This is a genomic window from Nocardia sp. NPDC055165 (genome assembly GCF_053606985.1).
In genome coordinates this window covers 334348-358630 of record NZ_JBSGSS010000005.1, presented here as the reverse complement: position 1 = coordinate 358630, position 24283 = coordinate 334348, and the positions used below count along the sequence as shown (strand labels likewise).

Sequence of the window (24283 nt, the reverse complement as noted above, 5' to 3'; positions counted from 1 at the left end):
CTAGATCGTAATGGAAATCGTTACCGTTTTAGATTAGCAGCTACGAATACCCAGTACGAACCGCATCGAAAAGCCGGGCTCGAAATTCGAACCCGGCTTGTCGAGCGTTGTCAGACCAGGGCGTTGACCGGCTGGCTGAGCAACTGGGCGCACCGGAGCAGGCCCAGGTGGCTGTACGCCTGGGGGTGGTTACCGAGGGAACGCTCGGCGACCGGGTCGTATTCCTCGCTGAGCAGGCCGGTGGGTCCCGCGGCGGCGACCAGCTGGGCGAACAGGGCCTCGGCGTCGGAGCGCCTGCCGATCAGCAGGTACGCCTCCACCAGCCAGGCGGCACACAAGTGGAAGCCACCCTCGCCGCCGGGCAGCCCGTCGTCGTGGTGGTACCGGTACACCGTGGCGCCGCTGCGCAGTTCGGCCTCGGTGGCCACCACCGTCGCGGCGAAGCGCGGGTCGGCGGGATCGATCAGGCCGCTCAGGCCGATGTGCAGGGTGGCCGCGTCCAGGTCGGTGCCGTCGTAGGCGGCGGTGTAGGACTGGACCTCGTCGTTCCAGCCCTTCGCCTTCACCTCGTCGGCGATCGTGTCGCGCAAGCTCACCCAGTCGGGATCGGCGGGGCGGTCGAAGCGATCCGCCAGGGTCAGGGCGCGGTCGATGGTGAGCCAGCCCATCACCTTCGAGTACACGTGGTGGCGCGGGTTGCCGCGGATCTCCCAGATGCCGTGGTCGGGTTCGGTCCAGCGGCGCTGCACCGCCGACACCATCGCGTGCACCAGTTCCCAGTCGGCATCCGGCAGGGCCTTGGCCGGTGCGGTGATGCCCTGGCGCTCGCGTTCGTGTGACATCGAGGTGATCAGGTCGACGATCGGCCCGAACACGTCGAGCTGCACCTGCATGTTGGCCGCGTTGCCCACTCGCACCGGCCGCGATCCGGCATAACCGGGCAGCGCGTCGATCACGGCCTCGGGCGGCAGGGTCTCGCCGTAGATCGTGTACAGCGGGTGCAGGCGCTCCGGTCCCGGCAGGGTGTCGAGCACCTTGTGTACCCAGCCGAGGAACTCCTCGGCCTCGGTCAGCGAGCCCAGGGTCACCAGTGCCTGCGCGGTCAGCGACGCGTCACGCAGCCAGCAGTAGCGGTAGTCCCAGTTGCGCACGCCGCCGATGTCCTCGGGCAGCGAGGTGGTGGCCGCGGCCAGGATCGAGCCCGACGGGCGATGGACCAGCCCGCGCAGGGTGAGCGCCGAACGCTTCATCAGATCCGGCTTGAGCGGCGGCAGCAGCAATTCCGAGGCCCACTGCGACCAGTACTGCTCGGCGAGCTGGCGGCGCTGCGGCTCGGGCGTCATCGAGGGCGCGAGATCCGCGGTTCCGCACCGCAATTCGAGCACGACCGGCCCGAGCGAAGGGTCGACCACCGCGCGCGCCTGCTCGTTGGTGCCGTCGGACAGGATTTCCCACTCCACACCGGGGGAGCGAAGCACCATCGGATCATTGGTGCCGCTGACCTGAATTCCGCTGCGTACGATCTGCATTCGCACCGGCACCTGGCCGAACTCCGGTTGTGGCGCGAAGGTGACCACGGCCTTCGCGGCGCCGGTGATCACCCTGGTCAGATCGGTGCGATCGGGTGCCACGTCGTGCGGCAGGTAGTCGGCCACTTGCAAACTGGCCCACCGTGTTTCGACCGTCATCGTGCCGTCCACATACCGCTGCGACAGCGGCAGGCTCGGCCGCTCCGGCGCCACCGTGAAGTGTCCGGCCGCCGCGCCGCCGAGCAGATGCGCGAACACCGCCGCCGAATCCGGTTCGGGGTGGCAGAGCCAGGTGACCGTCGCGTCGGGGGTGAGCAGCGCGACCGAGCGCGGGCTGGCCAGCATGCTCAGCCGCTCGATCCGGGGGGCGCTCGCCCCGGCCAGCCAGGTGCGCCGCTCCTCGACGAGGAACGCCAGCGCGCGCGCCACCTCCTCGGTGGAGTTCACATGCAGCTTGGCGATGCTCTCGCCCTCGCCGACCTTGATGCCGACATCCGGTCCCGAGAGCACCCGGAACGCCTTCTCGTCGGTCACGTCGTCGCCGAAGAACACTGCGGCGGAAGCGCTTTCCTGATGGCGAATGGTGTCGAGCGCGGTGCCCTTGTCGGTGGGGATCACCGCGAGCTCGATCACCGCCTTGCCTTCGGTCACCTGCACGCCCACCCAGCAGGCCGGGCCTTGGCGAACGGAAGTCAGTGCGCGCCTGCCGATTTCGGGGCTGGCGTTGCGCACGTGCAGCGCGGCGCTGGCCGGCTTCATCTCGACGGTCACACCCGGGTTCTCGGCGGAGATCTTCGAGAACGCGGAATTGATCTCTGTCAGTAGCTGTTTGGCGTCGTTGTCGATCGCGTGCACGAAGCCGACGTCGAACTCCGAGCCGTGACTACCGATCAGCTGCACCTCGACCGGCAGGCGCGACAGCGCCGCCAGGTCTCGGAGCGCTCTACCGGAAATCACTGCCGCAGTAGTGTTCGACAACCCCGCCAGCGCGCGTAGCGCGCTCACCGATTCCCGCTGGGGAAACGCTTTCGACGGGTCGGACACGATCGGGGCGATGGTCCCGTCGTAGTCCGAGGCAACCAAGAGCCGTGGCACGCGCGCAACCGACGCCAGTGCACGGCGGACATCCAAGGGCAGTTCCTGTGCGCTCACGCATCCAACCTAGTGATGGGAGGAGTTGATCAGGGGGCGCGAAAAACAATACTGCGTCAATTTTGCCGCGCGAGCGGCGCGGCGGGTTGTGCGCACGACCCCCGGTCGTTTGCTCGCGACCTTACGGCAAATTTCGTACCGGCGGCCCACCACCGTCTGCCGGATTCGTCGAGCTCACCGGGCACATGAGGGCGCGGCGAGGCACGCGCTCCCGGTAGATGCGCTGTTTCGCATATGCGGCGTCGGCTATGCATCTTCCTACTGGAAGGCGCACAGCCGACGGGTGTCAACAGCGATGGGCGATTTGTGATGTTGCGGTAGTGAGCTTTGCCGGGTTGCTGGGTTATCCGCGATCGCCCAGCAACAGGTCGACCGTGAGCTCGAGCCGTTCCGTGACATCGGTCGCGGACGCGCGCCGGGTGAGCCAGGCCACCAGGTTCGACAGCCACACATCGGAGATGACGCGGGCGATGGCGAGCTGACGGTCATCGGGTTCGCCGTCGCTCATCGCGCGGGCGAAGACCCGGTCCATCACCTTGCCCACCCGATCCACTTCCGCGGCGGCCGAGGCGTCGGCGAACATGAACGCGCGCGTCATCGCCTCGGTGAGCAAGGGGTCGCGCTGCATCATCCGGGTGATCTGGGTGAGCAGGGTGTGCATGCGCTCGGACGGGCCGTCGCCGTCGGGTAGTGGTTTGCGCTTGCCTTCGAACATCTCGAATTCCCTGGCCAGCGCCGAAACGAGCAGGTGAACCTTGGACGGGAAGTAGCGGTACAACGTGCCGACGGCCACGTCGGCGCGCTCGGCGACCGCGCGCATCTGCACGGCGTCGTAGCCGCCCTTGGAGGCGAGCGCGAGGGTCGCGTCGAGGATGCGCTTGCGCCGGTCGCGCTGTGCGCTGGAGCTGAGCTCGTCCTCGGACAGCGTCGTCACGGTGGGCGTTGGTGCGGGACTGTCCATCGTGGAAACCCTTTCGCTTCAGTGGCAATTCATCGGCCGAGCCGTGCCCGGAGCTTAGTGCGAGTGTAGGTCTCTTGACTTATACCCGGCTTAGATATTAGAACATGTTCTAGAAGTGTGAACCACGCCGGAAGGGCGGATCTTCTTGTGACCATCGCCACCACTGACGAGCACAAAGCCGTCGCGGCGTCGCTGCGGGGCTGGGCGAGCACGGTCGCGCCGATTGAAACAATGCGGACCGGCGGCTCGGCCGCCTGGCGCGGGTACTGGACCGGGCTGAGCGAGTTCGGGCTGTTCGAGGTCGCGCTACCCGAGGACAATGGCGGTCTCGGCGGCACGGTCGCCGACCTGGCGGTCATGCTCGAGCAGACCGGCGACGACCTGGTCGGCGGTCCGGTGCTGGCCACCGCGCTGGCCGGGCTGATCACCGAGGGAGCGTTCGCCGACGGCACACCGTGCGCGGTCGCGGTGCCCGGCGACGAGCAGTCCGCGAAGGCGGTCGCCACCGATACCGGCTGGAGTGTCTCCGGCACTTGGGATTTCGTCTACGGCGCCGATGAGCGGACCCGAGTTCTCGTGCCCGCCAACACCATCGACGGCACCCGTTGGCTGCTGCTGCCCGCTGAAGCGGTGACGGTGACGTCGCTGGCACACGGCGACCACACCGTGCCGCTGGCGCGGGTCAGCGCCGCCGAGGTGGCCGTACCGGCCGATCACGGCTTCGCGCCGGCGGCTGATGTCACCGATCTCTTCGTAGCGCTCGCGGTAGCGGAACTGGCGGGCATCGCCGGTTGGACCCTGCGTACTGCGGTCGAATACGCCCGTGTGCGTGAACAATTCGGCAAGCCGATCGGCAGCTTCCAGGCGATCAAGCACCTGTGCGCCTGGATGCTGTGCCGCACCGAGCTGATCCGCGCGGTCGCCGCCGACGCCGCCGCCGCGATCGACGAGGGCGGCGACGAGCTTCCGATCGCCGCGGCCGTGGCCGCCTCGGTGGCCCTCGATGCCGCCGTCGACAACGCCAAGGACGCCATCCAGGTGCTCGGCGGTATCGGCTTCACCTGGGAACACGACGCGCACTTCTACCTGCGCCGGGCGAGCTCGCTGCGCCAGCTCCTCGGTGGTTCGGCGCGCTGGCGCGCCCGGGTCGCCGAGCTCACCAGGGCCGGTCGGCGCCGCACCACCGGCGCCGAACGAGTGCTCGGTGACGCCGCCGTCGACACCGCGCTGGCGGACGAGGTCGCCGCGATCGCCGCGCTCGAACCCGCCGACCAGACGCGCGCGCTGGTGGAAGCGGGCATGGTGATGCCGCATTGGCCGCGGCCCTACGGCCGTGCCGCCGACCCGATGACCTGCCTGCAGATCGCCGAACAGCTCCGTCGCGCCGAGCTGACGACCCCCGACCTCGCCGTCGCGGGTTGGGCCGTGCCGACGCTGTTGCGCTTCGGCACCGAGGAGCAGATCGAACGCTACGTCTGGCCGACCCTGCACGGCGAGGTCATCTGGTGCCAGCTGTTCAGCGAGCCGGGCGCGGGTTCCGATCTGGCCGCCCTGCGCACCACCGCCGAGAAGGTCGACGGCGGCTGGGTGCTGCGCGGCCAGAAGGTGTGGACCTCGCTCGGCTCCACCGCGAACTGGGGCATCTGCCTGGCCCGCACCGATCCGGCCGCGGCCAAGCATCGCGGCATCAGCTACTTCCTCGTCGATATGCGCGCCGCGGGCGTGCAGGTGCGGCCGCTGGTGCAGATCACCGGCGAGGAGAAGTTCAGCGAGGTCTTCCTCGACGACGTGTTCGTGCCCGACGACTGCCTGGTCGGCGCGCTGAACAACGGCTGGAAGATCGCGCGCACCACGCTGTCGGCCGAACGGGTCGCCATGGGCGGCGGCGGTATCGGTGGGGCGCTCGAAGCCCTGCTCGACCGTTTCCCGGTCGGTGGATGGGGAACGGAACTGCGTGAGGACCGCTTCGGCGCGCTGATCACATCTTCGGTTGCTGGATCATTGCTGGAACAGCGGATCGCGGTAGCGACAATGGCGGGCGTCGACGCGGGCGCCCAAGCTGGTGTTCGCAAACTGGTCGGTGTCCGGCATCGGCAGGAGCTGGCGGAATACGCGCTGGAACTTGTCGGCCAAGAAGGTTCCCTGGACAGTGATGCTCTGAAAGAATTCCTGCTTACGCGGTGTCTCTCGATTGCGGGCGGTACCGAGCAGATCCTGTTGACCGTGGCCGCCGAACGGATTCTCGGCCTGCCGCGCGATGCGGACAGTTAGCTCGATGAGGGAGGACGCCGTGGATTTCACCCGCGACGAAAGCGCCGACGCCGTAGCCGAGGTAGTGGTAAGCCTGCTCGAACGTGAGCCGGCCAGGGATATGGCCCTGTGGCCGAGCCTGGTCGACTCCGGTCTGCTGGCCGTGCCGGTGCCGGAACGGTTCGGCGGCGACGGTATGGGACTGCTCGAGGTATCGGCCCTGCTCATGGAGCTGGCCACCGACGCCGCGGCGGTCCCGGCGCTGCCGACCTTCGGGTTCGGTGTGCTGCCGCTGCTCGGTGTGCTGTCGGACGAACTGGCCGAACGGGTACTCGCCGAGGTCGGCAAGGGCACCGTGCTCACCGCCGCGCTCAACGAACCGGGCGCGCCGTTCACCACCGCGCCCACCACCAAGGCCGTGCGCGCGGGCGACACGGTGCGGATCACCGGACGCAAGTCCGGCGTGATCTACGCCGAGCAGGCACGGTGGATTCTGGTGCCCACCGATGCCGGGGTGGCACTGGTCGATTCGGTCGCGCCGGGGCTCGAGATCATCCCGGTGGCGGGGTCGGCGGGTATCCCGGAGGCGACGCTGGTCCTCGACGACGTCGAGATCCCGGCCGACCAACTGCTCGCCGATGACGCGCTGCCCGTCCTGCACCGCCACGCACTGGCCTGTATCGGCGCGGTCGCCGACGGCCTGCTGAAGGGCGCGATCACGCTCACCGCCGAGCATGTGCGCACCAGGGAGCAGTTCGGCAGGCCGCTGGCCGAGTTCCAGGCCGTGGCGCAGCAGATCGCGGACCTGTACGTGGTCTCGCGCACGCTGCACGTGGCCGCGGAGTCGGCTTGTTGGGCACTGGCGCAGCCGGACCTCTCGCCCCAGCACCAGTACCGCATCGACGAGGACCTCGACGTGCTCGCCTACTGGGCCGCGGCCGAAGTTCCGCGCGCCATGCAGAAATGTCACCACCTGCACGGTGGACTGGGTGTGGATATCACCCACCCGATGCACCGCTACTACTCGCAGGCCAAAGACCTCGCCCGGCTCCTCGGCGGTGCGGGTCTGCGGCTCGACCTTCTGGGAGCAAGATGTTCATCGATCTGACCGCCGAACAGCGGCGGTTGCGCGAAGAATTGCGTTCCTATTTCGCCGATCTCATCAGCCCGGCCGAGGCCGCGGCGATGGCGGTGGACCGGCACGGCGACACCTACCGCGAGGTGGTGCGCCGGATGGGCCGCGACGGCTGGCTCGGTGTCGGCTGGCCCAAGGAGTTCGGCGGCCAGGGTTTCGGCCCGATGGAACAGCAGATCTTCTTCAACGAGGCTGTCCGCGCCGATGTCCCGCTGCCGCTGGTCACCCTGCTGACCGTGGGGCCGACCTTGCAAAAATACGGCACCGACGCGCAGAAGAAGAAGTTCCTGCCCGGAATCCTGTCCGGCGATATCCATTTCGCCATCGGCTACTCCGAGCCGTCGGCGGGCACCGACCTCGCCGCGCTGCGCACCACCGCGGTCCGCGACAGCGACGGTGACTGGATCGTCAACGGGCAGAAGATCTTCACCACCGGCGCACACGAGGCCGACTACGTCTGGACGGCGTGCCGTACCGGCACGGTCGAGTCCCGCCACCGCGGCATCACGATCCTGATCGTCGATACCAAGGACCCCGGCTACTCCTGGACTCCGATCATCACCTGCGACGGCGCCCACCACACCAACGCCACGTACTTCGACGACGTGCGGGTGCCCGCAGACATGTTGGTCGGCGAGGAGAACCGCGGCTGGCGGCTGATCACCACCCAGCTCAACCACGAGCGCGTCAGCCTCGGCCCGTCCGGCAAGATCGAACAGCTCTACGACCGCCTGCACGACTGGTCGGCGGAGCACGGTCTGCTCGGCGAGCCGGAAGTGCGTCGCGCACTCGGCCGGGTGCGCACCATGGTGCGGCTCAACGAGTTGCTGAACTGGCAGGTCGCCGCCGCCGACACCTCCGCGGCACAGAACGCGGTGATCGCCGACGCCTCGGCGACCAAGATCTTCTCCACCGAATCGCTGCAGGAAGCGGGCCGCGTGGTCGAGGAGATCATCGGCCGCTACGGCGACCCCGCCGAGCCCGGCACCGCCGAACTGCTCGGCTGGCTGGACCGGCGTACCAAGCAGAACCTCGTCGTCACCTTCGGTGGCGGCGTCAACGAGATCATGCGCGAACTGGTCGCCACCGCGGGCCTCGATCTGCCGCGCGTCCCCCGATGAACAAGGAGCGGCGCGTGCCGGACAGCATCACCCCCGAGGACATTCCCGAAGCACTGGCGAAATTGTCGGCGGCGGGTGAGTCCGCGCCGCGTGCCGGTCGTGACCCGGTGAACCGGCCGATGATCCACAACTGGGTCGAGGCACTGGGGGACACCAACCCGATCTACGTCGACGCCGAGGCAGCGAGGGCGGCAGGTCATCCCGGCATCGTCGCCCCGCCCGCCATGGCGCAGGTGTGGACGATGAACGGCCTGCGCGGGGTGCGCACCGCCGACGACCCACTCGGCCTGGCGACCCAGCTGCTCGACGACGCGGGTTACACCTCCGTTGTCGGCACCAACTGCGAGCAGACCTACCACCGCTACCTGACGCCGGGGGAGGAGGTGACGGTCAGCAGCAGGCTTTCGGAGTTCAAGGGCCCCAAGCGAACCGGGCTCGGCGACGGCTGGTTCCTGACCTTCACCACCACCTGGTCGGTCGGCGACGAGGTCGTCACCGAAATGCTGTTCCGCATCCTGAAATTCGTGCCGGCTTCCGCCGCTGCGACAGCGGAGCAGACGTCGGCATCGCCCGGCATCGCGCCCGCTGGTCGCGTCAGCCCGGTCATCTCGCGCGATACCGAGTTCTTCTGGGCGGGAACCGAAATCGGCGAGCTGCGCCTTCAGCGTCTGCCCGACGGCACGCTGCGCCACCCACCCGTTCCCGCGCTGTGGCAGGACAAGGCGGAGACCACCGACTACGTGGTCGCCGCGGGCACCGGCACGGTGTTCAGCTTCGTCGTGCACCACGCGCCGAAGGTGCCCGGTCGCGATCTGCCCTTCGTGGTCGCCCTGGTCGAACTCGACGAGGGTGTGCGCATGCTCGGTGAACTGCGTGGCATCGACCCCGCCGATGTCGCCATCGATCAGCCTGTCCGCGTCGCGTTCGAAAAGCTCCCCGACGGCACCGTGCTGCCGTACTGGCAGGCCGTGTGATGACCACAAAGGACGCCCCGATGACTCCCACCGTCGAACTCGCCACCCTCGCGGTGGGAACCACCCTGCCGCAGTTGGTGATCCACGCCGACCCCACGTTCGTGATCAGCACCGCCCTGGCCACCAGGGACTTCCAGGATGTGCACCACGACCGCGACAAGGCGGTCGAGCGCGGGTCGAGCGACATCTTCGTCAACATCCTCACCGACACCGGTCTGGTGCAGCGCTTCGTCACCGACTGGGCCGGTCCGCGTGCGCTGGTCAAGCGCATCGCTCTTCGTCTCGGCGTGCCGCTGTACTCCGGTGACACCCTGACCCTTTCCGGCACGGTCACCGAGATCGACGGCACCCAGGTCACCGTCGACGTGCACGGCACAGACAGCCTCGGCGAGCACATCACCGCCACGGCCGTCATCGCCCTTCCCGATCTGGAGCCGAAATGAGCACCACCTCCGCCGAATCCGCCGGCCTTTCCGGTCGCGCCGCCATCGTCGGCATCGGTGCCACCGACTTCTCCAAGGACTCCGGACGCAGCGAATTGCGGTTGGCCGCGGAGGCGGTCGGCGCGGCGCTGGCCGACGCCGGTCTCACGCCCGCCGATGTCGACGGCCTCACCACCTTCACCATGGACACCAACACCCAGGCCGCGGTGGCCAGGGCGGTCGGCATTCCGAGTCTGAAGTTCTTCAGCCACATCGGATACGGCGGCGGCGCGGCCTGCGCGACCGTGCAGCAGGCCGCGATGGCCGTGGCCACCGGGGTGGCCGATGTCGTGGTGGCCTATCGCGCGTTCAACGAACGATCCGGCGCCCGATTCGGTCAGTTCTCGCCCGCGCTGGCCGCCGCGCCCACGTCGTCGGGGATCGACGCGGGCTGGGCCTACCCGCAGGGGCTCGGCACGCCCGCCGCGCAGGTCGCGATGGTCGCCCGCCGGTACATGCACGTCACCGGCGCGACCAGTGCCGATTTCGGCGCGGTGGCGGTGGCCGACCGCAAGCACGCCGCGGTGAACCCCAACGCTTTCTTCTACGGCAAGCCGATCACCCTGGAACAGCACCAGGATTCGCGCTGGATCGCCGAACCGCTGCACCTGCTCGACTGCTGCCAGGAATCCGACGGTGGTGTCGCCATCGTGGTCACGAGCGCCGAACGCGCCCGCGACCTCCCGCAGCGTCCGGCGATCATCGCGGCCGCCGCGCAGGGCAGCGGCGCGGACCAGTACGTGATGACCAGCTACTACCGCGACGCCATGACCGGGCTGCCGGAAATGGGTCTCGTCGGCGACCAGCTGTGGGCGCAGAGCGGCCTGACCGCCGCCGACATGCAGGCCGCGATCCTCTACGACCACTTCACCCCGTTCGTCCTCATGCAGCTCGAGGAGCTCGGCTTCTGCCCCCGTGGCGAAGCCAAGAACTTCATCGCCGACGGCGCCATCGAGCTCGGCGGACGCCTTCCGCTCAACACCCACGGCGGCCAGCTCGGTGAGGCCTATATCCACGGCATGAACGGCATCGCCGAAGCGGTTCGCCAGATCCGCGGCACCTCGGTCAACCAGGTCGACGCCCTGGAACGCATCCTGGTCACCGCGGGTACCGGCGTCCCCACCTCCGGACTCGTCCTGACGTCGTAGCCTCGGCTCTCGTACGCTCGACCGGGTGACTCCCCGCCACCTGGTCGACGTGCACGTCCTGCTGATCCGCGGTGACGAGGTTCTGCTGAGCCTGCGCCGCAGCGGCGACGAGTTCGATCACCGCTGGCACCTGCCGTCGGGAAAGGTCGAAGCCGGCGAATCGGTGGCGGCGGCCGCGGTCCGTGAGGCCGCGGAGGAGGTCGGGGTCGACATCGATCCCACCGCCCTGCGGTTGTTCCACGTCGCCCACGTCACCGCCCCCGGTCGCGACGCCCGGCTCGGCCTGTTCTTCCGCGTCGAGTCGTGGCGCGGTGAGCCTTTCAATCGGGAACCCGATAAATGCTATGCATTGCAATGGTTTCCGCTGACCGAGTTGCCCGCCGACCTGATCGAGTATTCCGCGCTCGGATTGGCCGCGCTGAATTCGACCGCCACCTATTCCGAATTCGGCTGGCGGGACTGACCGCTCGTCAGGAAATCGGCCAGCGGTCGCGCGAGCTGGTCGACGGTGCCCGCTGTTCCCGCGCGCAGTCCCGCGAACCGATCGAAGACGAGTCCTTCCAGCAGTGCGAGGAAGTCGTGCGCCCACTCGCGTGGTTCGGCGGCGCCGAGGGCGCTGAACAGGTCTGTCGCGCGGTCCAGGGAGAACAGGCTGCCTGCCAGGCGGCCGTGCAGTTCTGGGTCGGACAGGACCTCGATGATCAGGGCGTGCCGCGCGATCAGCTCGCTACGGCGATGGACGAGTAGCTGATCGAGCCAGGTCGCGATGTCGTGCGCGACCTGCACGGGATCCATCGGCCGACTTGCTGATTCCGCGCGCGCGACCCGCGTCAGGTCTTCCGGGCCGGTCGATGATTCGTCCTGCGCGGCCACGAAATCCGCGCGTGAGCGGGTGGTGATCCCGTCGGCCACCGCCTCGATCAGGGCTCGTCGCGTGCGGAAGTAGTACGAAGTCGAACCCGCGGGCAGGGCCAGCTGGGTGTCCAGCGCGCGGTGGGTGAGCGCGCGGATGCCCCGGGTCGCGATGAGTTCGATGGCGCCCGCCACGATCTGTGCCCGCCGGTCTGTGGACATCGTCACCTCTCCTGGCCGTCGGCGACGCCCGTCCTCTACAACTGTAGAGGAACGAGGAGGTTCGCATGAAACCCGACACCGTGGTGCTCGATCCCGCACAGCAAGCGGCCCTACACGCGCTCGAATCACTGCTCGATCCGGTCGACGGGCACCTCGCACACGGTGGGCACCTCGCTCGACGCACTGGCCGGTTCGGCCTCCCGCGCCTCGCTGAAAGCGGCGGTCGGAGATCGGGCGCTATCGCCGCCCTGCGCGGGCGCCCGGCCGCACTCGGCAACCAGCAGGCAGATCGCCCCGGGGGCTCCGGCGACCCGAGGGCCGATCGCGGCGGCATCTACCTGCACGGCCGACCGGGCCGCGGCAAGACCATGGTGATGGACCGGTTCTTCGGCGCGGTCGAAACACGGCGCAAGCGCCGCTTCCACTTCCACAGTTTCTTCGCCGCCCTCCATACCGCCACGCACACCCTGGGTTCGATCGAACGGGCCATCGACGAACTCCTCGGCGACGCCGACCTGGTGTGCTTCGACGAATTCCACGTCACCGATATCGGCGATGCCATGCTCGTCGCCCGCATGCTCGAAGCCCTCTTCGCCGACCACCGCATCCTCGTGGTCACCTCGAACTACCGGCCCCAGGAGCTCCTGCCCAACCCGCTGTTCCACGACGCGTTCCTGCCCACCATCGAGTTGATCCTCGCCCACCTCCGCCCGGTCGCTCTCGATGGACCACTCGACTACCGCACCCGCACGTCACACCGCGACACCGGCTTCCTCGCGGGTCGCTACGTGCTCACAGTGGGTGCCGGACCCCTGACGGGTGCCGGCCCCGTCGACGTGTCCCTCGGCAACGGCCGGACCATCCGCGCCCAAGCCGCCACCGCTGCCATCACCCTCGATTTTCACGACATCTGCGCCGCCCCCACCAGTGCCGCCGACTACCTCCGACTCACCGAGCGCTACCGCCACTGGACCCTGCGCGAGGTCCCGCCGCTGCGCCAGGTCCCGCCGGACTCGTCGATGCGCCTGGTGAATCTCGTCGATGTCCTCTACGACGCCGATCTCCCGTTCACGATCCACGCTCCGGAGCCCGCGCACGACCTGACAGCGGGCGTCCCGGCGATCCCCGATCTGGCTCGCACCGCCAGCCGCCTCGGTGAGTTGCCATTAACTGGCGTGTCGGACGTTCGCACTGCTTAGCAAGCCCTTGATCGCGGGGGGACAATAAGAGGGGAGGGGTCCAAAAGCATCGATTTCCTCTCGAGCGGACCACTCGGCATGTAACTATGTGGCTGTTTTGTGCAGTCTCTGGGGTTTGGTGGTACAGCTGTGATCGGGGTGAATCAGCCCATTACGCGGGCGATCGTCGTGATCGCACTGGTCGTCGCTTCGACGATCGCGTTGCAGGGCACGCTGCCCGGCTCCGGCGCGACCTCGACCGGAGCCCCTTCTGCGCTGCTCGTCGCCGTGATGCCGGTACTGCTGCTGGTCTCGATCGTCATCCTGGTCGCGGGCGTGATCGCCAGTCAGCATCGCCTGCCGCTGGCGATGCCGGAAGCCGAACGCGAGGCCATGCCGCGCATCCAGTGGCGCAGGATGGCGCTGCTGGTCCCGGTCGCCGTCGCCGCGGTGGCGCTGATCTTCGCAGGCGGGGTCACCGCACTGTTCCTGCTGCCCGGCGCCCGCCCGATGCGCCCGGCCTCCGAGACGCTGACCGAGGGCTCCGGCCCCGTCCCCACGACCGACACCCATGCCGCGGATCCCACCACCGGACCCACCGAACTCACCGGCACCGCCCTGGTGATCGCGGCGATCCTGGCCATCGTGCTGATCGTGGTCGCGCTGGTCGGCCTGGTCGTCGTGGCTGTCGCCGCGCGTCGTGAACCGGCCCCCGTCGCGCCCGTCGAGGACGAACCGACCTCGAGCGAAGTCGACTCCCTCACGCGCGCCGCCGAAATGGGCCTCGCGGCGATGAACGCCCCGGGTCAGGACCCGCGCACCGCCATCATCGCCTGCTATGTGGCGATGGAGCGCGGTCTGTCCAGCGACCGCGCCGCCCGCCCGCTGGCCTCGGACACCCCGATGGAGGTGCTGGCCAGGGCCTTCGAAAGCGGTGTGCTGCACGATGCTTCGGCCCGCGAGCTGGTCGCGCTGTTCGAGGAGGCGCGGTTCAGCCCGCACTCGATGCTCGAATGGCAGCGCATGCGCGCCGAACAACTGCTGCGCATCGTCCTCACAGACCTGCAGCGCAGGCTGGTGACGGCATGAGCGGACCGGAGGCGGTAGCTCGCGTCACCACGCAGGCCACCGGAGCATGCCAGGAGGGCTCAGCGTGAACCGGACTTCGGTGATTGTGACGGCCGTGCTCGCGGTCGCGGTGATCGAAGTGACGCTGGTGCGTCTTGATCGTGACTCGGTGCTGCTCGCGGTCGCCGTGCCGGTGGCCGCGGCGCTCGCGATGCTGGTCTGGTCGCTGCGGCACCGCGTGATCCGCGAGGAACCGCTCACCGAGTACATCGACAACGGTCCGGCGGAGATGCTCGGTCGCTGGCACGCGCGCGCCGAGATGCTCACCGCCCGCGCCGACGGCACCCGCGCCGACTGGGACCGCCACCTGCGGCCGCTGCTCGCCAAGGAATTCGAGCTGTCCACCGGGCTGAGGGTTTCCAAGAATCGCCGGGCCACCGAGGCCGCCGGTCAGCTGCAGTTCGGACCTGAACTGTGGCGCTGGGTGGATCCGGCGAACTCCGCGTTGCGCGATCACACCGGTCGCGCACCGGGTAGAGAGGCGCTGGATGAGATCCTGCGCCGTTTGCAGACGATGTGAGGGGTTAGAGGCCACCGATGACAATGCCGTTGAACGTGACCGTCCAGCGCTCCGATGCCGTACTGCGTGAGCTGGGCCGTGTCGTGGTCGGCAAGCGAGATGAGATGCAGCTCATCATGATTGCCGTGCTGGCCGGAGGCCACGTACTCATCGAGGACCTGCCGGGCCTCGGAAAGACCCTGATCGCGCGGTCTTTCGCGGCCGCGCTCGGCCTGGACTTCACCCGCGTGCAGTTCACGCCCGATCTACTGCCCGCCGACCTGCTGGGTTCGACGATCTATGACATGGCGTCGGGCCGGTTCAACTTCCGTCGCGGTCCGGTGTTCACCAATGTGCTGCTCGCCGACGAGATCAACCGCACGCCGCCCAAGACCCAGGCCGCGCTGCTGGAGGCGATGGCCGAGGGCCAGGTGAGCATCGACGGCGAAACCTTCCTGCTCCCACAGCCGTTCGTGGTGCTGGCCACCGACAACCCGATCGAGTACGAGGGCACCTACCCGCTGCCCGAGGCCCAGCTCGACCGCTTCGCCATCCAGCTGCGTCTCGGTTACCTCTCCGAGGCCGACGAGACGCAGATGATCCGGCGCAGGCTCGAACGTGGTTCCACCGCACCGCAAGTGGGCCAGGTGGTCGACGCGCAGGGGCTGATGGAGATGCGTCAGTCGGTCGAGTTCGTCACAGTGCACCCCGACGTGGTGAGCTACGTCGTCGCGCTGGCCTCGGCCACCCGCAGCCATCCGCAGGTGGAAGTCGGCGCCAGCCCACGTGCCGAACTCGATCTGGTGCAGATGTCGCGGGCGAGGGCGCTGCTCCTCGGGCGCGACTATGTGATTCCCGAAGACGTGAAAGCCCTCGCGGTGGCGGCGATGTCGCATCGCATCACGTTGCGCCCCGAAATGTGGGTGCGTCGTATCCGTGGCGAGGACGTCATCACCGAACTACTCCGCCGGCTACCGGTGCCCCGCGCCACGAGCACATGAAGCATCGCGACGAATCCAGAACGGTCGAGGTCGACCTCCGGTGGCGGCCCGCGCCACTGGTGTTCATCCTGGCCGGTTGCGCGGCAGCGGCACTGGTCGTCGCGGTGCTGCTGGGGCAGTGGCAGCTGGTCGTCTTCGCGGCGCCGATGCTCGGTGTGCTCGCCACCGCGCCGTGGCAGCAGGCGCCGACCAGGGTCCAGGTCGACGGCAGCGGCACCGTGCGCTGTTTCGAGAACGAGGTGATCGGTTGCAACGCGGTCGCTTTCGTCGAGAGCGGGCACGCGCTGCTGCGGATGACCGCCCTGCCGGTGCCCGGCCTGGAGCTCGAGGTCGAGGAAGCCCACGATTCCGGTGGTGCGCCCGCGGGCATGCGCCTCGGGCTCTCGGCCACCCGCTGGGGCCGGTATCCGGTGCAGGTGAAGGTGTCCGCGCTGAGCCCGGCCGGTCTCGCGGTCGCGACCACCGAGCTGCCCGCGGCCAAGCTCTACGTGTATCCCATCGCCGATCCGCAGCGAATGCGCATGCCGCGCACCGAACTTCCCGACCGCATCGGCACCCACCTGACCCGCAGGCACGGCCCCGGTGTCGAATACGCCGACATCCGCGCCTACACGCCGGGCGATCAATTGCGCGCCGTCAACTGGCCGGTGAGCGCGCGGCGCGGCAGGCTCTACGTCACCCAGCGGTTCACCAACCGCTCCGCCGACGTGGTCGTCATGGTCGACACATCTTTGCAGGCGCCCGGCCCCGCCAGCGCTTCGCTGGAACTGTCGGTGCGCGGCGCCGCCCAGGTGGTGCAGTCGACCCTGCAATCCGGCGACCGCACCGCCGTGGTCTGCCTCGGTGAATCGCCCCGCTGGCTGCGCCCCGACATCGGCCGCAGACAGTTCTACCGCATCGTCGACACCGTTCTGGGCGTCGGCGACGAACACGTCGAGACCACCGGCACCCTGGCGCCGCACGCCGCCGTTCCGATCGGCGCGATCGTGGTGGCCTTCTCCACCCTGCTCGACACCCAGTTCGCGCTGGCCCTGATCGACCTGCGCAAACGCGGCCACGTGGTGGTCGCGGTCGACGTCCTGCGCGGTACACCCTTCGAGGACGGCCTCGACCCGACCATGGCCAAGATGTGGCAGCTCGAACGGGCCTCGATGTATCGGGACATGGGCACCGTCGGCGTCGACATCATCGCCTGGCCCGAAGACACCCGCCTGGACCAGGCCATGCGCCTGCTCCCCGAACATCGCCGAGCAGTACGGGTGCGCCGATGACGAGATTCCTTGCTCTGCTGGCCGGTCTGCTCCTGGTCGCCGCGGTCGCGCTGATCAATCCCCTCGCCGGGGTGCCCGCGCTGGCGCTGGTGATCGCGAGCTGGTGGTGGCGCCCGGCCTCGGTCGGCGCGGTGCTGATCACCGTCGCCGCTCTTGCTTTCGCCGATGTCGGCGTAATAGCCGCAGCCGCAACAGGTTTGGTCGCCACCACCTACCTGCTCAACGCGGCCGTTCTGCACGCCCCCGAGGGCGTGGTCCCCACCACCATCCCCTCGGTGGGCGGCGCGGTCCTGTTCACCATCGCCGCCGCCACCGCGGCCTGGGTCCCCGTCCAGCTGATCTGGGCGCCTCTGGCCGCGCCCATCCTCATCGTCGCGATCTACGCGCTCCTGGTGAGCGGCCTCTCGGCCAAGGGCCCCACCGTCGAAGAGATCCGCATCGAGTAGGTCGTGGTCAGGCGGGATCTTTGACCAGCACTGCGCGGGTGTAGAGCAGGGCGAAGCCTTGGGCTTGGGAGTTCTGCTGGGATTTCGATCCGGGCTGGGTGGTGACGACCGCGAGGTCGCAGTCGGCCGCGGCCGCCGCGTTGAGCCGGGTGGAGAGCAGCGCTGTCTGGACGCCTTGTCGACGATGCTCGGGGAGCGTCGCCGCCCCGGCGAGAGCGGCGATGCCGCCGGCCAGGCGAAGGCTCGCGCCGCCTGCGGGCTCGCCTGCGCGGTAGGCCAGGTAGCGATGGGTGTTGTTGGTGGCAGCCAGATCTCGGACGGCGGAGGCGAGGATGTCGCGAGGGAAGTCCTCGGTGGCGGGTAGGCCGTCGTCGTCGGGGTGGGCGAAGCCGTCGACGACGATATCGAGCCAGGTATCCATGTCGTCGTCATCGCGGCGCACCTCGACCGACTGCGGAATCTGCCACGCACGGCCGCGCAGGCGCAGGCCGAGCACGTTCTCGAACGATGTCAGCCGATACCCGCGCGCGGTCAGTTCGGCGCCGATCCGCGGGTCGGCGAGATGGGCCAGCTCGACCTGGACCGGCGCCCCCACCTCGGCATAAGCCTGTTCGACCGCCTCCCACTGCGCCGTCGAGGGCACCCCGGCGAAGCCGACGCCGACCACTTTGTTCAACGGCGAGTTCGGGCCGGCGAAACACGCTGCGCCACCGGCGATCTCCTGTGTGAACCCGCCGGTCGTCGTGGTCGCCCTGCGGAGTCCCGCGTTCACCCCACCGGCAATGGCCTCGGTCTCCATCCGCTCGATTCGACCGGCCATGCCGGTATCGCAGAACAACGCCGCCGCATCCTCGCTCATCAGCCAGTTATATCGCCCGTGTCCAGCGAGTTTCCGAGGGTCGGCGGACTAGCGGTCGGGCCGCCAGGGGATTCGCCCGTCGCCGTCGCCGGTGGGGGTCCGGTTCTCGGACCAGTCCCACAGGGGCTGGAGAGACTCGGCGAGGAGGGCGCCTTCGGTGGTGAGCTCGTAGGCGCCGCGCTGGCCGTTCTTGCGGATCAGCGCCGCGGACTGGAGCTGCTGGAGGCGGTCCGAGAGCATGCTCGACGAGCAGTTGCCCATGCGCCGGCGCAGGTCGAGGAAGCCAAGCGGGCCTGGCTCGAGTTCCCAGATCACGCGCAGCATCCAGCGCTGGCCGAGTAGGTCGATCGCGGCCAGGATCGCTTGCGAGGGTTCGTCGCCGGTTGCGCTTCTCATTCAGAAGCACGATAGTTGCTTCTGAATCAGAAGCGTTATGACCGGTCGGGGATGTGGCGAGGAGATCGACGATGGATTCGACAATTCAGCGAATCGTGCTGGTGACCGGGGCCTCGCGGGGCATCGGGGCGGAGGCGGCCGCGCAGTTCGGGGCGGCGGGAGCGCATGTCGTCGTGAACTTCCGGGAGAAGCGCAAGCGGGCGCAGGATGTCGTGGACGGGATCGTGACGGCGGGCGGCAGCGCCTCGGTGCTCGGCGCCGATGTCTCCGATCCGGCGGCTGTCGAGGCGATGGTCGAGGAGGTCGGCCGGACGTTCGGCCGGCTGGATACCTTGGTGCTCAACGCGTCCGGCGGACTCGAGCGGGACGCCGATGCCGGGTATGCGCTCCGACTCAACCGGGATGCGCAGGTGAACCTGGCGACGGCGATGCTGCCGCTGATGCCCGAGGGCGGCCGGATCGTGTTCGTCACCAGCCATCAGGCGCACTTCATTCACGAAAACGACAACGTGCCACAGGGTTACACGCCGATCGCACGGAGCAAGCGGGCCGGCGAGGATGCGCTGCGAGCGCTGATCCCCGAATTCCGTGAGCGCGGAGTCGGTTTCACGGTGGTGTCCGGCGACATGATCGACGGGACGATCATCGTCCGCCTGCTGGAACGGCGCGACCCGGGCAGTGTCGAATCCCGCCGCGCGGCAGGCCCGTTGCCCACGGTCGAGGACTTCGCGCGCGTGATCGTTCGGGCCGGAACCGACGCGGTCGCGGACGGCCACACGTTCTACGTCGGCGGTCACGACTACCAGGCTGCATCGCGGTGGTGACGGACTCGATCCAATTGGATCGAGTCGAACCCAGAGGCTGTGCACAAAGAAACAGCACCGGGCCGGCAGGATGTCTGCCGGCCCGGTGCTGGGTGGGGAACTATCAGGCCGTGACCGAAGCTTCGCGCTGGAGTTCCAGGGCGATGTCGATGAGCTGGTCTTCCTGTCCGCCGACGAGCTTGCGCTTGCCGGCGCGGACGAGCATTTCGGCGGCGGAGACGCCGTAGCGTTCGGCCTGGCGTTCGGCGTGGCGCAGGAAGCTGGAGTAGACGCCCGCGTAGCCCATCATCAGGGCCTGACGGTCGAGCAGGCATTCCGACGGCATGGCCGGGCGGACCACGTCCTCGGCGGCGTCGGTGACGGCGAAGAAGTCCACGCCGGTCTTGACACCGAGCTTGTCGCAGACGCCGATGAAGGCCTCGACCGGCAGGTTGCCCGCGCCCGCGCCGAAGCGGCGAGCCGAGCCGTCGATCTGGGTGGCGCCCGCGCGCACGGCGTAGACCGAGTTCGCCACGGCGAGGCCGAGGTTCTCGTGGCCGTGGAAGCCGACCTGGGCGTCGTCGCCGAGTTCGGCCACCAGCGCCGAGACGCGGTCCGAAACCTGTTCCAGCACAAGCGCGCCCGCCGAGTCGACGACGTACACGCACTGGCAGCCCGCGTCGGCCATGATGCGGGCCTGCTTGGCCAGCAGCTCCGGGGTGGTGCTGTGCGCCATCATCAGGAAGCCGACGGTCTCCAGGCCCAGATCCCGCGCGTAGCCGAAGTGCTGAATGGACACATCGGCTTCGGTGCAGTGGGTGGCGATGCGGCAGATGGACGCGCCGTTGTCCTGCGAGATCTTGATGTCCTCCTTGATGCCCACACCGGGCAGCATCAGGAAGGCGATCTTGGCCTGCTTGGCGGTCTCCGCGGCGGCCTTGATCAGTTCCTGCTCCGGGGTCTTGGAGAACCCGTAGTTGAACGAGGACCCGGCCAGGCCGTCACCGTGGGTGACCTCGATGACCGGGACACCGGACGCGTCGAGCGCGCCGACGATGTCGCGAACCTCGGTCACGGTGAACTGGTGACGCTTGTGATGCGAGCCGTCACGCAGCGAGGTATCGGTAACGCGCACATCGAGTTCGCCCGAGTAGGGCTTGCGCACATTGCTCATGATTGAGTTCTCCCTTACACCCGAGCCGAGATGATTTGATCGGCCAGCACATCGCCGACCTTGGTGGCCGCGGCCGTCATGATGTCGAGGTTGCCCGCGTACGGCGGCAGGAAGTCGCCCGCACCCTCGACCTCGACGAAGATCGACACCTTCGCCAAGCCGCCGGATACCAGCGACGGGTCGTCGAACTGCGGTTCGTTGAGCAGTCGGTAGCCGGGCACGTACTCCTGAATGGACTTCTCCATCCGGAAGATCGACTCGGAGATCGCGTCGCGATCGGCATCCTCGGGGATGGCGCAGAAGATGGTGTCGCGCATGATCATCGGCGGCTCGGCCGGGTTCAGGATGATGATGGCCTTGCCGCGTTCGGCGCCACCGATGGTCTCCACACCCTTGGAGGTGGTCTTGGTGAACTCGTCGATGTTCGCGCGGGTACCCGGACCGGCCGACACCGAGGACACCGAGGCCACGATCTCGGCGTAGGACACCGGGACAACCCGCGAGACCGCGTTGACCATCGGAATCGTGGCCTGGCCACCGCAGGTGATCATGTTGACGTTCGCCGCGTCCCGCAGCGAATCCAGGTTCACCGGGGGGATCACGGCCGGGCCGACGGCGGCCGGGGTGAGATCGACGGCGCGGATACCCGCGGCCTCGTATTTCGGCGCGTACGCGCGGTGCACGTAGGCGGAGGTGGCCTCGAACAGCAGATCGGGCTTCTCGTCGAGGGCGAGCAGCCAGTCCGCGCCCTCGGCGGAGGTTTCCAGACCCAGCCCGCGTGCCCGCTTCAGCCCCTCCGAATCCGGGTCGATGCCGATCATCCAGCGCGGCTCGATCTTGTCCGAGCGCAGCAGCTTGTACAGCAGATCGGTGCTGATGTTGCCGGACCCCACGATCGCGGCGGTGACTTTGCTGGTCACGGTGTACTCCTAGGAAGTCTGGTTCAGCGGAAACGCAAACGGACAGAACCGAGTCCGGTGAACTCGGCGAGGAAGTCGTCACCGGGGCGGGCGTCGATGGCGCGGGTGCAGGAACCGGGGAGCACGATGTCGCCCTTCTTCAACCGCACCCCGAAGGTCGCGACCTTGCGCGCCAGCCACGCGACGGCGATCACCGGATCGCCCAGCACCGCGTCGCTGCGGCCCTCGGCGATGACCTCGCCGTTGCGGGTGAGCACGGCGTCGATGGCCTTGATGTCGATGTCGCCGGGTGCGACGCGCTCCTTGCCGAGCACCCACCCGGCCGAGGAGGCGTTGTCGGCGATGGTGTCGGTCAGGCCGATCTTCCAGTCGTTGATGCGCGAGTCGATGAGTTCGATCGAGGGCGCGTACGCGACGGTCGCGGCCAGCACGTCGGCCTCGGTGCAGTCCTCGCCGGGCAGATCGGCGCCGAGCACGAATCCGACCTCGACCTCCACGCGCGGCAGCAGGAACTTCGAGGTGTCGACGGGGACGTCTTCGTAGACCTCCATGTCGGCGAGCAGGTGTCCGTAGTCGGGCTCGTCGACGCCCATCATCTCCTGCATCGCCTTCGACGACAGCCCCACCTTGTGCCCGACGACCTTCGCGCCGGACCGGAGCCTGCGCTGGATGTTGAGCAGCTGGATCTCGTAGGCGTCGACCACATCGATATCGGGGAACCGGTCGACGAGCGGCGACACGGCGACCCGGTCGTCTTCGGCGCGGGCGAGTTCGTCGGCGAGTTGAGTTCGTACCGCGTCAGGCAGCACGCGGACCTCCTTGGCAGCACGGTCGGAAGGATCTAGATGCCAAAACTGTAACCGGTTTTCCAGTTCAGCATCAGCCGTTCACCTGACAATACAACGCTACATCTGGTGATTTCTGCAACATGTTCTACTGAGTTCTACTTTTATCTGTCCAACGACCGGACCCTTCTATAACGTGTTCTACATGACTGATCGGGAATACGATGTCGTGGTCGTCGGTAGCGGCGCCGCCGGGATGACCGCCGCCCTCGCGGCGGCGCACAAGGGACTGAGCGTTGTGCTGCTGGAGAAGGCCGCGCACTACGGTGGATCGACGGCCCGATCCGGCGGTGGCGTCTGGATTCCGGGCAACAAGGCGTTGCTCGCCGCGGGCCGCCCCGACGACCGCGAGGACGCGCGCACCTACCTGCACAGCATCATCGGCGACGTGGTGCCCGCCGAGAAGATCGACACCTACCTCGATCGTGGCGCCGAGGCGTTCGACTTCGTCCTCGACCACACCCCGCTGAAGATGAAGTGGGTTCCCGGCTACTCCGACTACTACCCCGAGGCCCCGGGCGGGCTCGGCCAGGGACGTTCGTGCGAGCCCACGCCGTTCAACGGCAAGGTGCTCGGCGCGGAACTGGCCAATCTGGAACCGCCCTACGCCAAGGCGCCGCTGAACGTGGTCGTCATGCAGGCCGACTTCGTACGGCTCAACCTGATCCGCCGTCATCCCAAGGGCGCGATGCGGGCGCTGCGCGTCGGCGCCCGCACCTACCTGGCCAAGTGGACCGGCAAGCATCTGCTCGGCATGGGGCAGGCCATCATCGCCGCCATGCGCAAGGGCCTGCTCGACGCGGGCGTGCCGGTGCTGCTCAACACCCCACTCACCGACCTGGTGGTCACCGACGGCAAGGTCACCGGGGTCAAGGCCACCGTCGATGGCGAACCGGTCACCTTCACCGCGCGCTACGGCGTGGTCCTCGGCGCGGGCGGGTTCGAGCACAATGCCGACATGCGGGCCAAGTACCAGCGTCAGCCGATAACCACTGAGTGGACAACCGGTGCCGCGGCCAACACCGGCGATGGCATCGTCGCGGGTATGGCAGCGGGTGCGACGGTCGGATTCATGGAGGACGCCTGGTGGGGTCCGACGATCTTCAAGGGCGGCAAGCCCTGGTTCGCGCTGGCCGAGCGCAACCTGCCCGGCACCATCATGGTCAACGACCGGGGCGAGCGGTTCGGCAACGAGTCCGCCCCCTACGTCGAGGCGGTGCACACCATGTACGGCGGTGAGTACGGGCAGGGTGCGGGCCCCGGCGAGAACGTGCCGTCCTGGCTGGTGTTCGACCAGCGCTACCGCAACCGCTACATCTTCGCGGGCCTGCAACCGGGACAGCGCTTTCCGTCGCGCTGGATGGAGAACGACTACATCGTCAAGGCCGACACGATCGGGGAGCTCGCCGAGCGCATCGGCGTGCCCGTCGACAACCTGACCTCGACGATCGAGCGTTTCAACGGCTTCGCCGCCGCGGGCAAGGACGAGGACTTCGGTCGCGGCAACAGCCACTACGACCGCTACTACGGCGACCCGACCGTGAAGCCGAATCCGTGCCTGGCCGAACTGTCGCAGGGCCCGTTCTACGCGGCGAAGATGGTGCCCGGCGACCTCGGCACCAAGGGCGGCCTCGTCACCGATACGGCCGCACGTGTGCTGCGCGAGGACGATTCCGTCATCGACGGCCTCTACGCCGCGGGCAACACCAGCTCGCCGGTGATGGGCCACACCTACGCGGGCCCCGGCGCCACCATCGGCCCCGCGATCACCTTCGCCTACCTGGCGGTCCTCGACATCGTCGCCAAGAAGGCGACCGACTCGACGAAGGCGACAGCATGAGGGTCAGCCCGACGATCACGATCGGCTACCTGGCGGTCATCGACGTCTCGACGACCGGGTCGGCGGACGAGGTCGACGGATGAACGAGCCATTCGTA

General features: G+C 68.3%; 23 protein-coding genes. 15 read left to right on the top strand and 8 right to left on the bottom strand.

Features of this window, described 5'->3' with window-relative positions:
• Positions 1–110: 110 nt before the first annotated feature.
• Positions 111–2681, bottom strand: coding sequence for a trehalose-phosphatase (otsB, locus tag ACWFRF_RS13640; RefSeq protein WP_452450172.1), 2571 nt, complete (start codon positions 2679–2681; stop codon positions 111–113).
• 343 nt (positions 2682–3024) lie between these two features.
• Entirely contained in the window at positions 3025–3642 is a 618-nt protein-coding gene (gene kstR / locus ACWFRF_RS13635; RefSeq protein ID WP_378631587.1) for a cholesterol catabolism transcriptional regulator KstR, read from the bottom strand.
• Positions 3643–3789: 147 nt separating this feature from the next.
• Between kstR and ACWFRF_RS13630 the strand changes: the two genes are divergently transcribed.
• The 7 genes from ACWFRF_RS13630 to ACWFRF_RS13600 are packed head-to-tail and all read left to right on the top strand — an operon-like array spanning position 3790 to position 11215.
• Positions 3790–5913, top strand: coding sequence for an acyl-CoA dehydrogenase family protein (locus tag ACWFRF_RS13630; RefSeq protein ID WP_452450171.1), 2124 nt, complete (start codon positions 3790–3792; stop codon positions 5911–5913).
• Between the two features lie 4 nt (positions 5914–5917).
• A complete protein-coding gene (locus ACWFRF_RS13625) occupies positions 5918–7000 on the top strand; it encodes an acyl-CoA dehydrogenase family protein (RefSeq protein ID WP_379312350.1) in 1083 nt (360 codons plus the stop codon).
• The gene (locus ACWFRF_RS13620) at positions 6985–8148 is read left to right on the top strand and encodes an acyl-CoA dehydrogenase family protein (RefSeq protein ID WP_387446226.1); all 1164 of its coding nucleotides are present in this window, start codon (positions 6985–6987) and stop codon (positions 8146–8148) included. Before ACWFRF_RS13625 ends, ACWFRF_RS13620 begins: the two co-directional genes overlap by 16 nt.
• A 14-nt stretch (positions 8149–8162) precedes the next feature.
• On the top strand, positions 8163–9122 hold the full coding sequence (locus tag ACWFRF_RS13615) for a bifunctional MaoC family dehydratase N-terminal/OB-fold nucleic acid binding domain-containing protein (protein ID WP_452450169.1): 960 nt from the start codon (positions 8163–8165) through the stop codon (positions 9120–9122).
• Between the two features lie 20 nt (positions 9123–9142).
• Positions 9143–9565: a MaoC family dehydratase gene (locus ACWFRF_RS13610; protein ID WP_452450167.1), complete on the top strand. Its 423-nt coding sequence runs from the start codon at positions 9143–9145 to the stop codon at positions 9563–9565.
• A complete protein-coding gene (locus ACWFRF_RS13605) occupies positions 9562–10752 on the top strand; it encodes a lipid-transfer protein (protein WP_378990703.1) in 1191 nt (396 codons plus the stop codon). Before ACWFRF_RS13610 ends, ACWFRF_RS13605 begins: the two co-directional genes overlap by 4 nt.
• A gap of 25 nt (positions 10753–10777) precedes the next feature.
• The gene (locus ACWFRF_RS13600) at positions 10778–11215 is read left to right on the top strand and encodes an NUDIX hydrolase (RefSeq protein WP_449971597.1); all 438 of its coding nucleotides are present in this window, start codon (positions 10778–10780) and stop codon (positions 11213–11215) included.
• Here the strand turns inward: ACWFRF_RS13600 and ACWFRF_RS13595 are convergent.
• On the bottom strand, positions 11188–11826 hold the full coding sequence (locus ACWFRF_RS13595; protein ID WP_452450165.1) for a TetR/AcrR family transcriptional regulator: 639 nt from the start codon (positions 11824–11826) through the stop codon (positions 11188–11190). The genes ACWFRF_RS13600 and ACWFRF_RS13595 overlap by 28 nt on opposite strands.
• Positions 11827–11891: 65 nt before the next feature.
• Between ACWFRF_RS13595 and zapE the strand changes: the two genes are divergently transcribed.
• The 6 genes from zapE to ACWFRF_RS13565 all read left to right on the top strand — a co-directional run bounded on the left by zapE (position 11892) and on the right by ACWFRF_RS13565 (position 17349).
• Positions 11892–13025: a cell division protein ZapE gene (zapE, locus tag ACWFRF_RS13590; RefSeq protein WP_452450163.1), complete on the top strand. Its 1134-nt coding sequence runs from the start codon at positions 11892–11894 to the stop codon at positions 13023–13025.
• Between the two features lie 138 nt (positions 13026–13163).
• Positions 13164–14093 carry a DUF4129 domain-containing protein gene (locus ACWFRF_RS13585; RefSeq protein ID WP_452450162.1) on the top strand — a complete coding sequence of 310 codons (930 nt, stop codon included), beginning with the start codon at positions 13164–13166 and terminating at the stop codon, positions 14091–14093.
• Between the two features lie 64 nt (positions 14094–14157).
• Positions 14158–14652: a hypothetical protein gene (locus tag ACWFRF_RS13580; protein WP_101464691.1), complete on the top strand. Its 495-nt coding sequence runs from the start codon at positions 14158–14160 to the stop codon at positions 14650–14652.
• A gap of 17 nt (positions 14653–14669) precedes the next feature.
• Entirely contained in the window at positions 14670–15632 is a 963-nt protein-coding gene (locus ACWFRF_RS13575; RefSeq protein ID WP_056818940.1) for an AAA family ATPase, read from the top strand.
• On the top strand, positions 15629–16903 hold the full coding sequence (locus tag ACWFRF_RS13570) for a DUF58 domain-containing protein (RefSeq protein ID WP_452450160.1): 1275 nt from the start codon (positions 15629–15631) through the stop codon (positions 16901–16903). The genes ACWFRF_RS13575 and ACWFRF_RS13570 overlap by 4 nt, the downstream gene beginning before the upstream one ends.
• Positions 16900–17349, top strand: a complete 450-nt coding sequence (locus ACWFRF_RS13565; protein WP_378990697.1) for a hypothetical protein — start codon at positions 16900–16902, stop codon at positions 17347–17349. Before ACWFRF_RS13570 ends, ACWFRF_RS13565 begins: the two co-directional genes overlap by 4 nt.
• A gap of 7 nt (positions 17350–17356) precedes the next feature.
• Here ACWFRF_RS13565 and ACWFRF_RS13560 read toward each other — a convergent pair whose 3' ends face one another.
• The gene (locus ACWFRF_RS13560) at positions 17357–18187 is read right to left on the bottom strand and encodes a GNAT family N-acetyltransferase (RefSeq protein WP_452450238.1); all 831 of its coding nucleotides are present in this window, start codon (positions 18185–18187) and stop codon (positions 17357–17359) included.
• A 69-nt stretch (positions 18188–18256) separates the two neighbouring features.
• Positions 18257–18604 (bottom strand): winged helix-turn-helix transcriptional regulator, encoded by a 348-nt coding sequence (locus ACWFRF_RS13555; RefSeq protein ID WP_379312357.1) that lies wholly within the window; start codon positions 18602–18604, stop codon positions 18257–18259.
• A 71-nt stretch (positions 18605–18675) separates the two neighbouring features.
• Here ACWFRF_RS13555 and ACWFRF_RS13550 point away from each other — a divergent pair, with 71 nt between their 5' ends.
• Positions 18676–19428, top strand: coding sequence for an SDR family oxidoreductase (locus ACWFRF_RS13550; RefSeq protein ID WP_452450157.1), 753 nt, complete (start codon positions 18676–18678; stop codon positions 19426–19428).
• A 103-nt stretch (positions 19429–19531) separates the two neighbouring features.
• Here the strand turns inward: ACWFRF_RS13550 and dmpG are convergent, their stop codons facing one another.
• From dmpG to ACWFRF_RS13535, 3 genes are read right to left on the bottom strand one after another with little or no spacing between them, the layout of a single operon-like run.
• Positions 19532–20581 carry a 4-hydroxy-2-oxovalerate aldolase gene (gene dmpG, locus ACWFRF_RS13545; protein WP_387446239.1) on the bottom strand — a complete coding sequence of 350 codons (1050 nt, stop codon included), beginning with the start codon at positions 20579–20581 and terminating at the stop codon, positions 19532–19534.
• A gap of 14 nt (positions 20582–20595) precedes the next feature.
• Positions 20596–21501 (bottom strand): acetaldehyde dehydrogenase (acetylating), encoded by a 906-nt coding sequence (locus ACWFRF_RS13540; protein WP_378990693.1) that lies wholly within the window; start codon positions 21499–21501, stop codon positions 20596–20598.
• Between the two features lie 23 nt (positions 21502–21524).
• Positions 21525–22310, bottom strand: coding sequence for a 2-keto-4-pentenoate hydratase (locus ACWFRF_RS13535; protein ID WP_378990692.1), 786 nt, complete (start codon positions 22308–22310; stop codon positions 21525–21527).
• Between the two features lie 172 nt (positions 22311–22482).
• On the opposite strand from ACWFRF_RS13535, the gene kstD reads away from it, so the two are divergent.
• Positions 22483–24186, top strand: a complete 1704-nt coding sequence (gene kstD, locus ACWFRF_RS13530; protein WP_452450155.1) for a 3-oxosteroid 1-dehydrogenase — start codon at positions 22483–22485, stop codon at positions 24184–24186.
• The last annotated feature ends 97 nt before the right edge of the window (positions 24187–24283 follow it).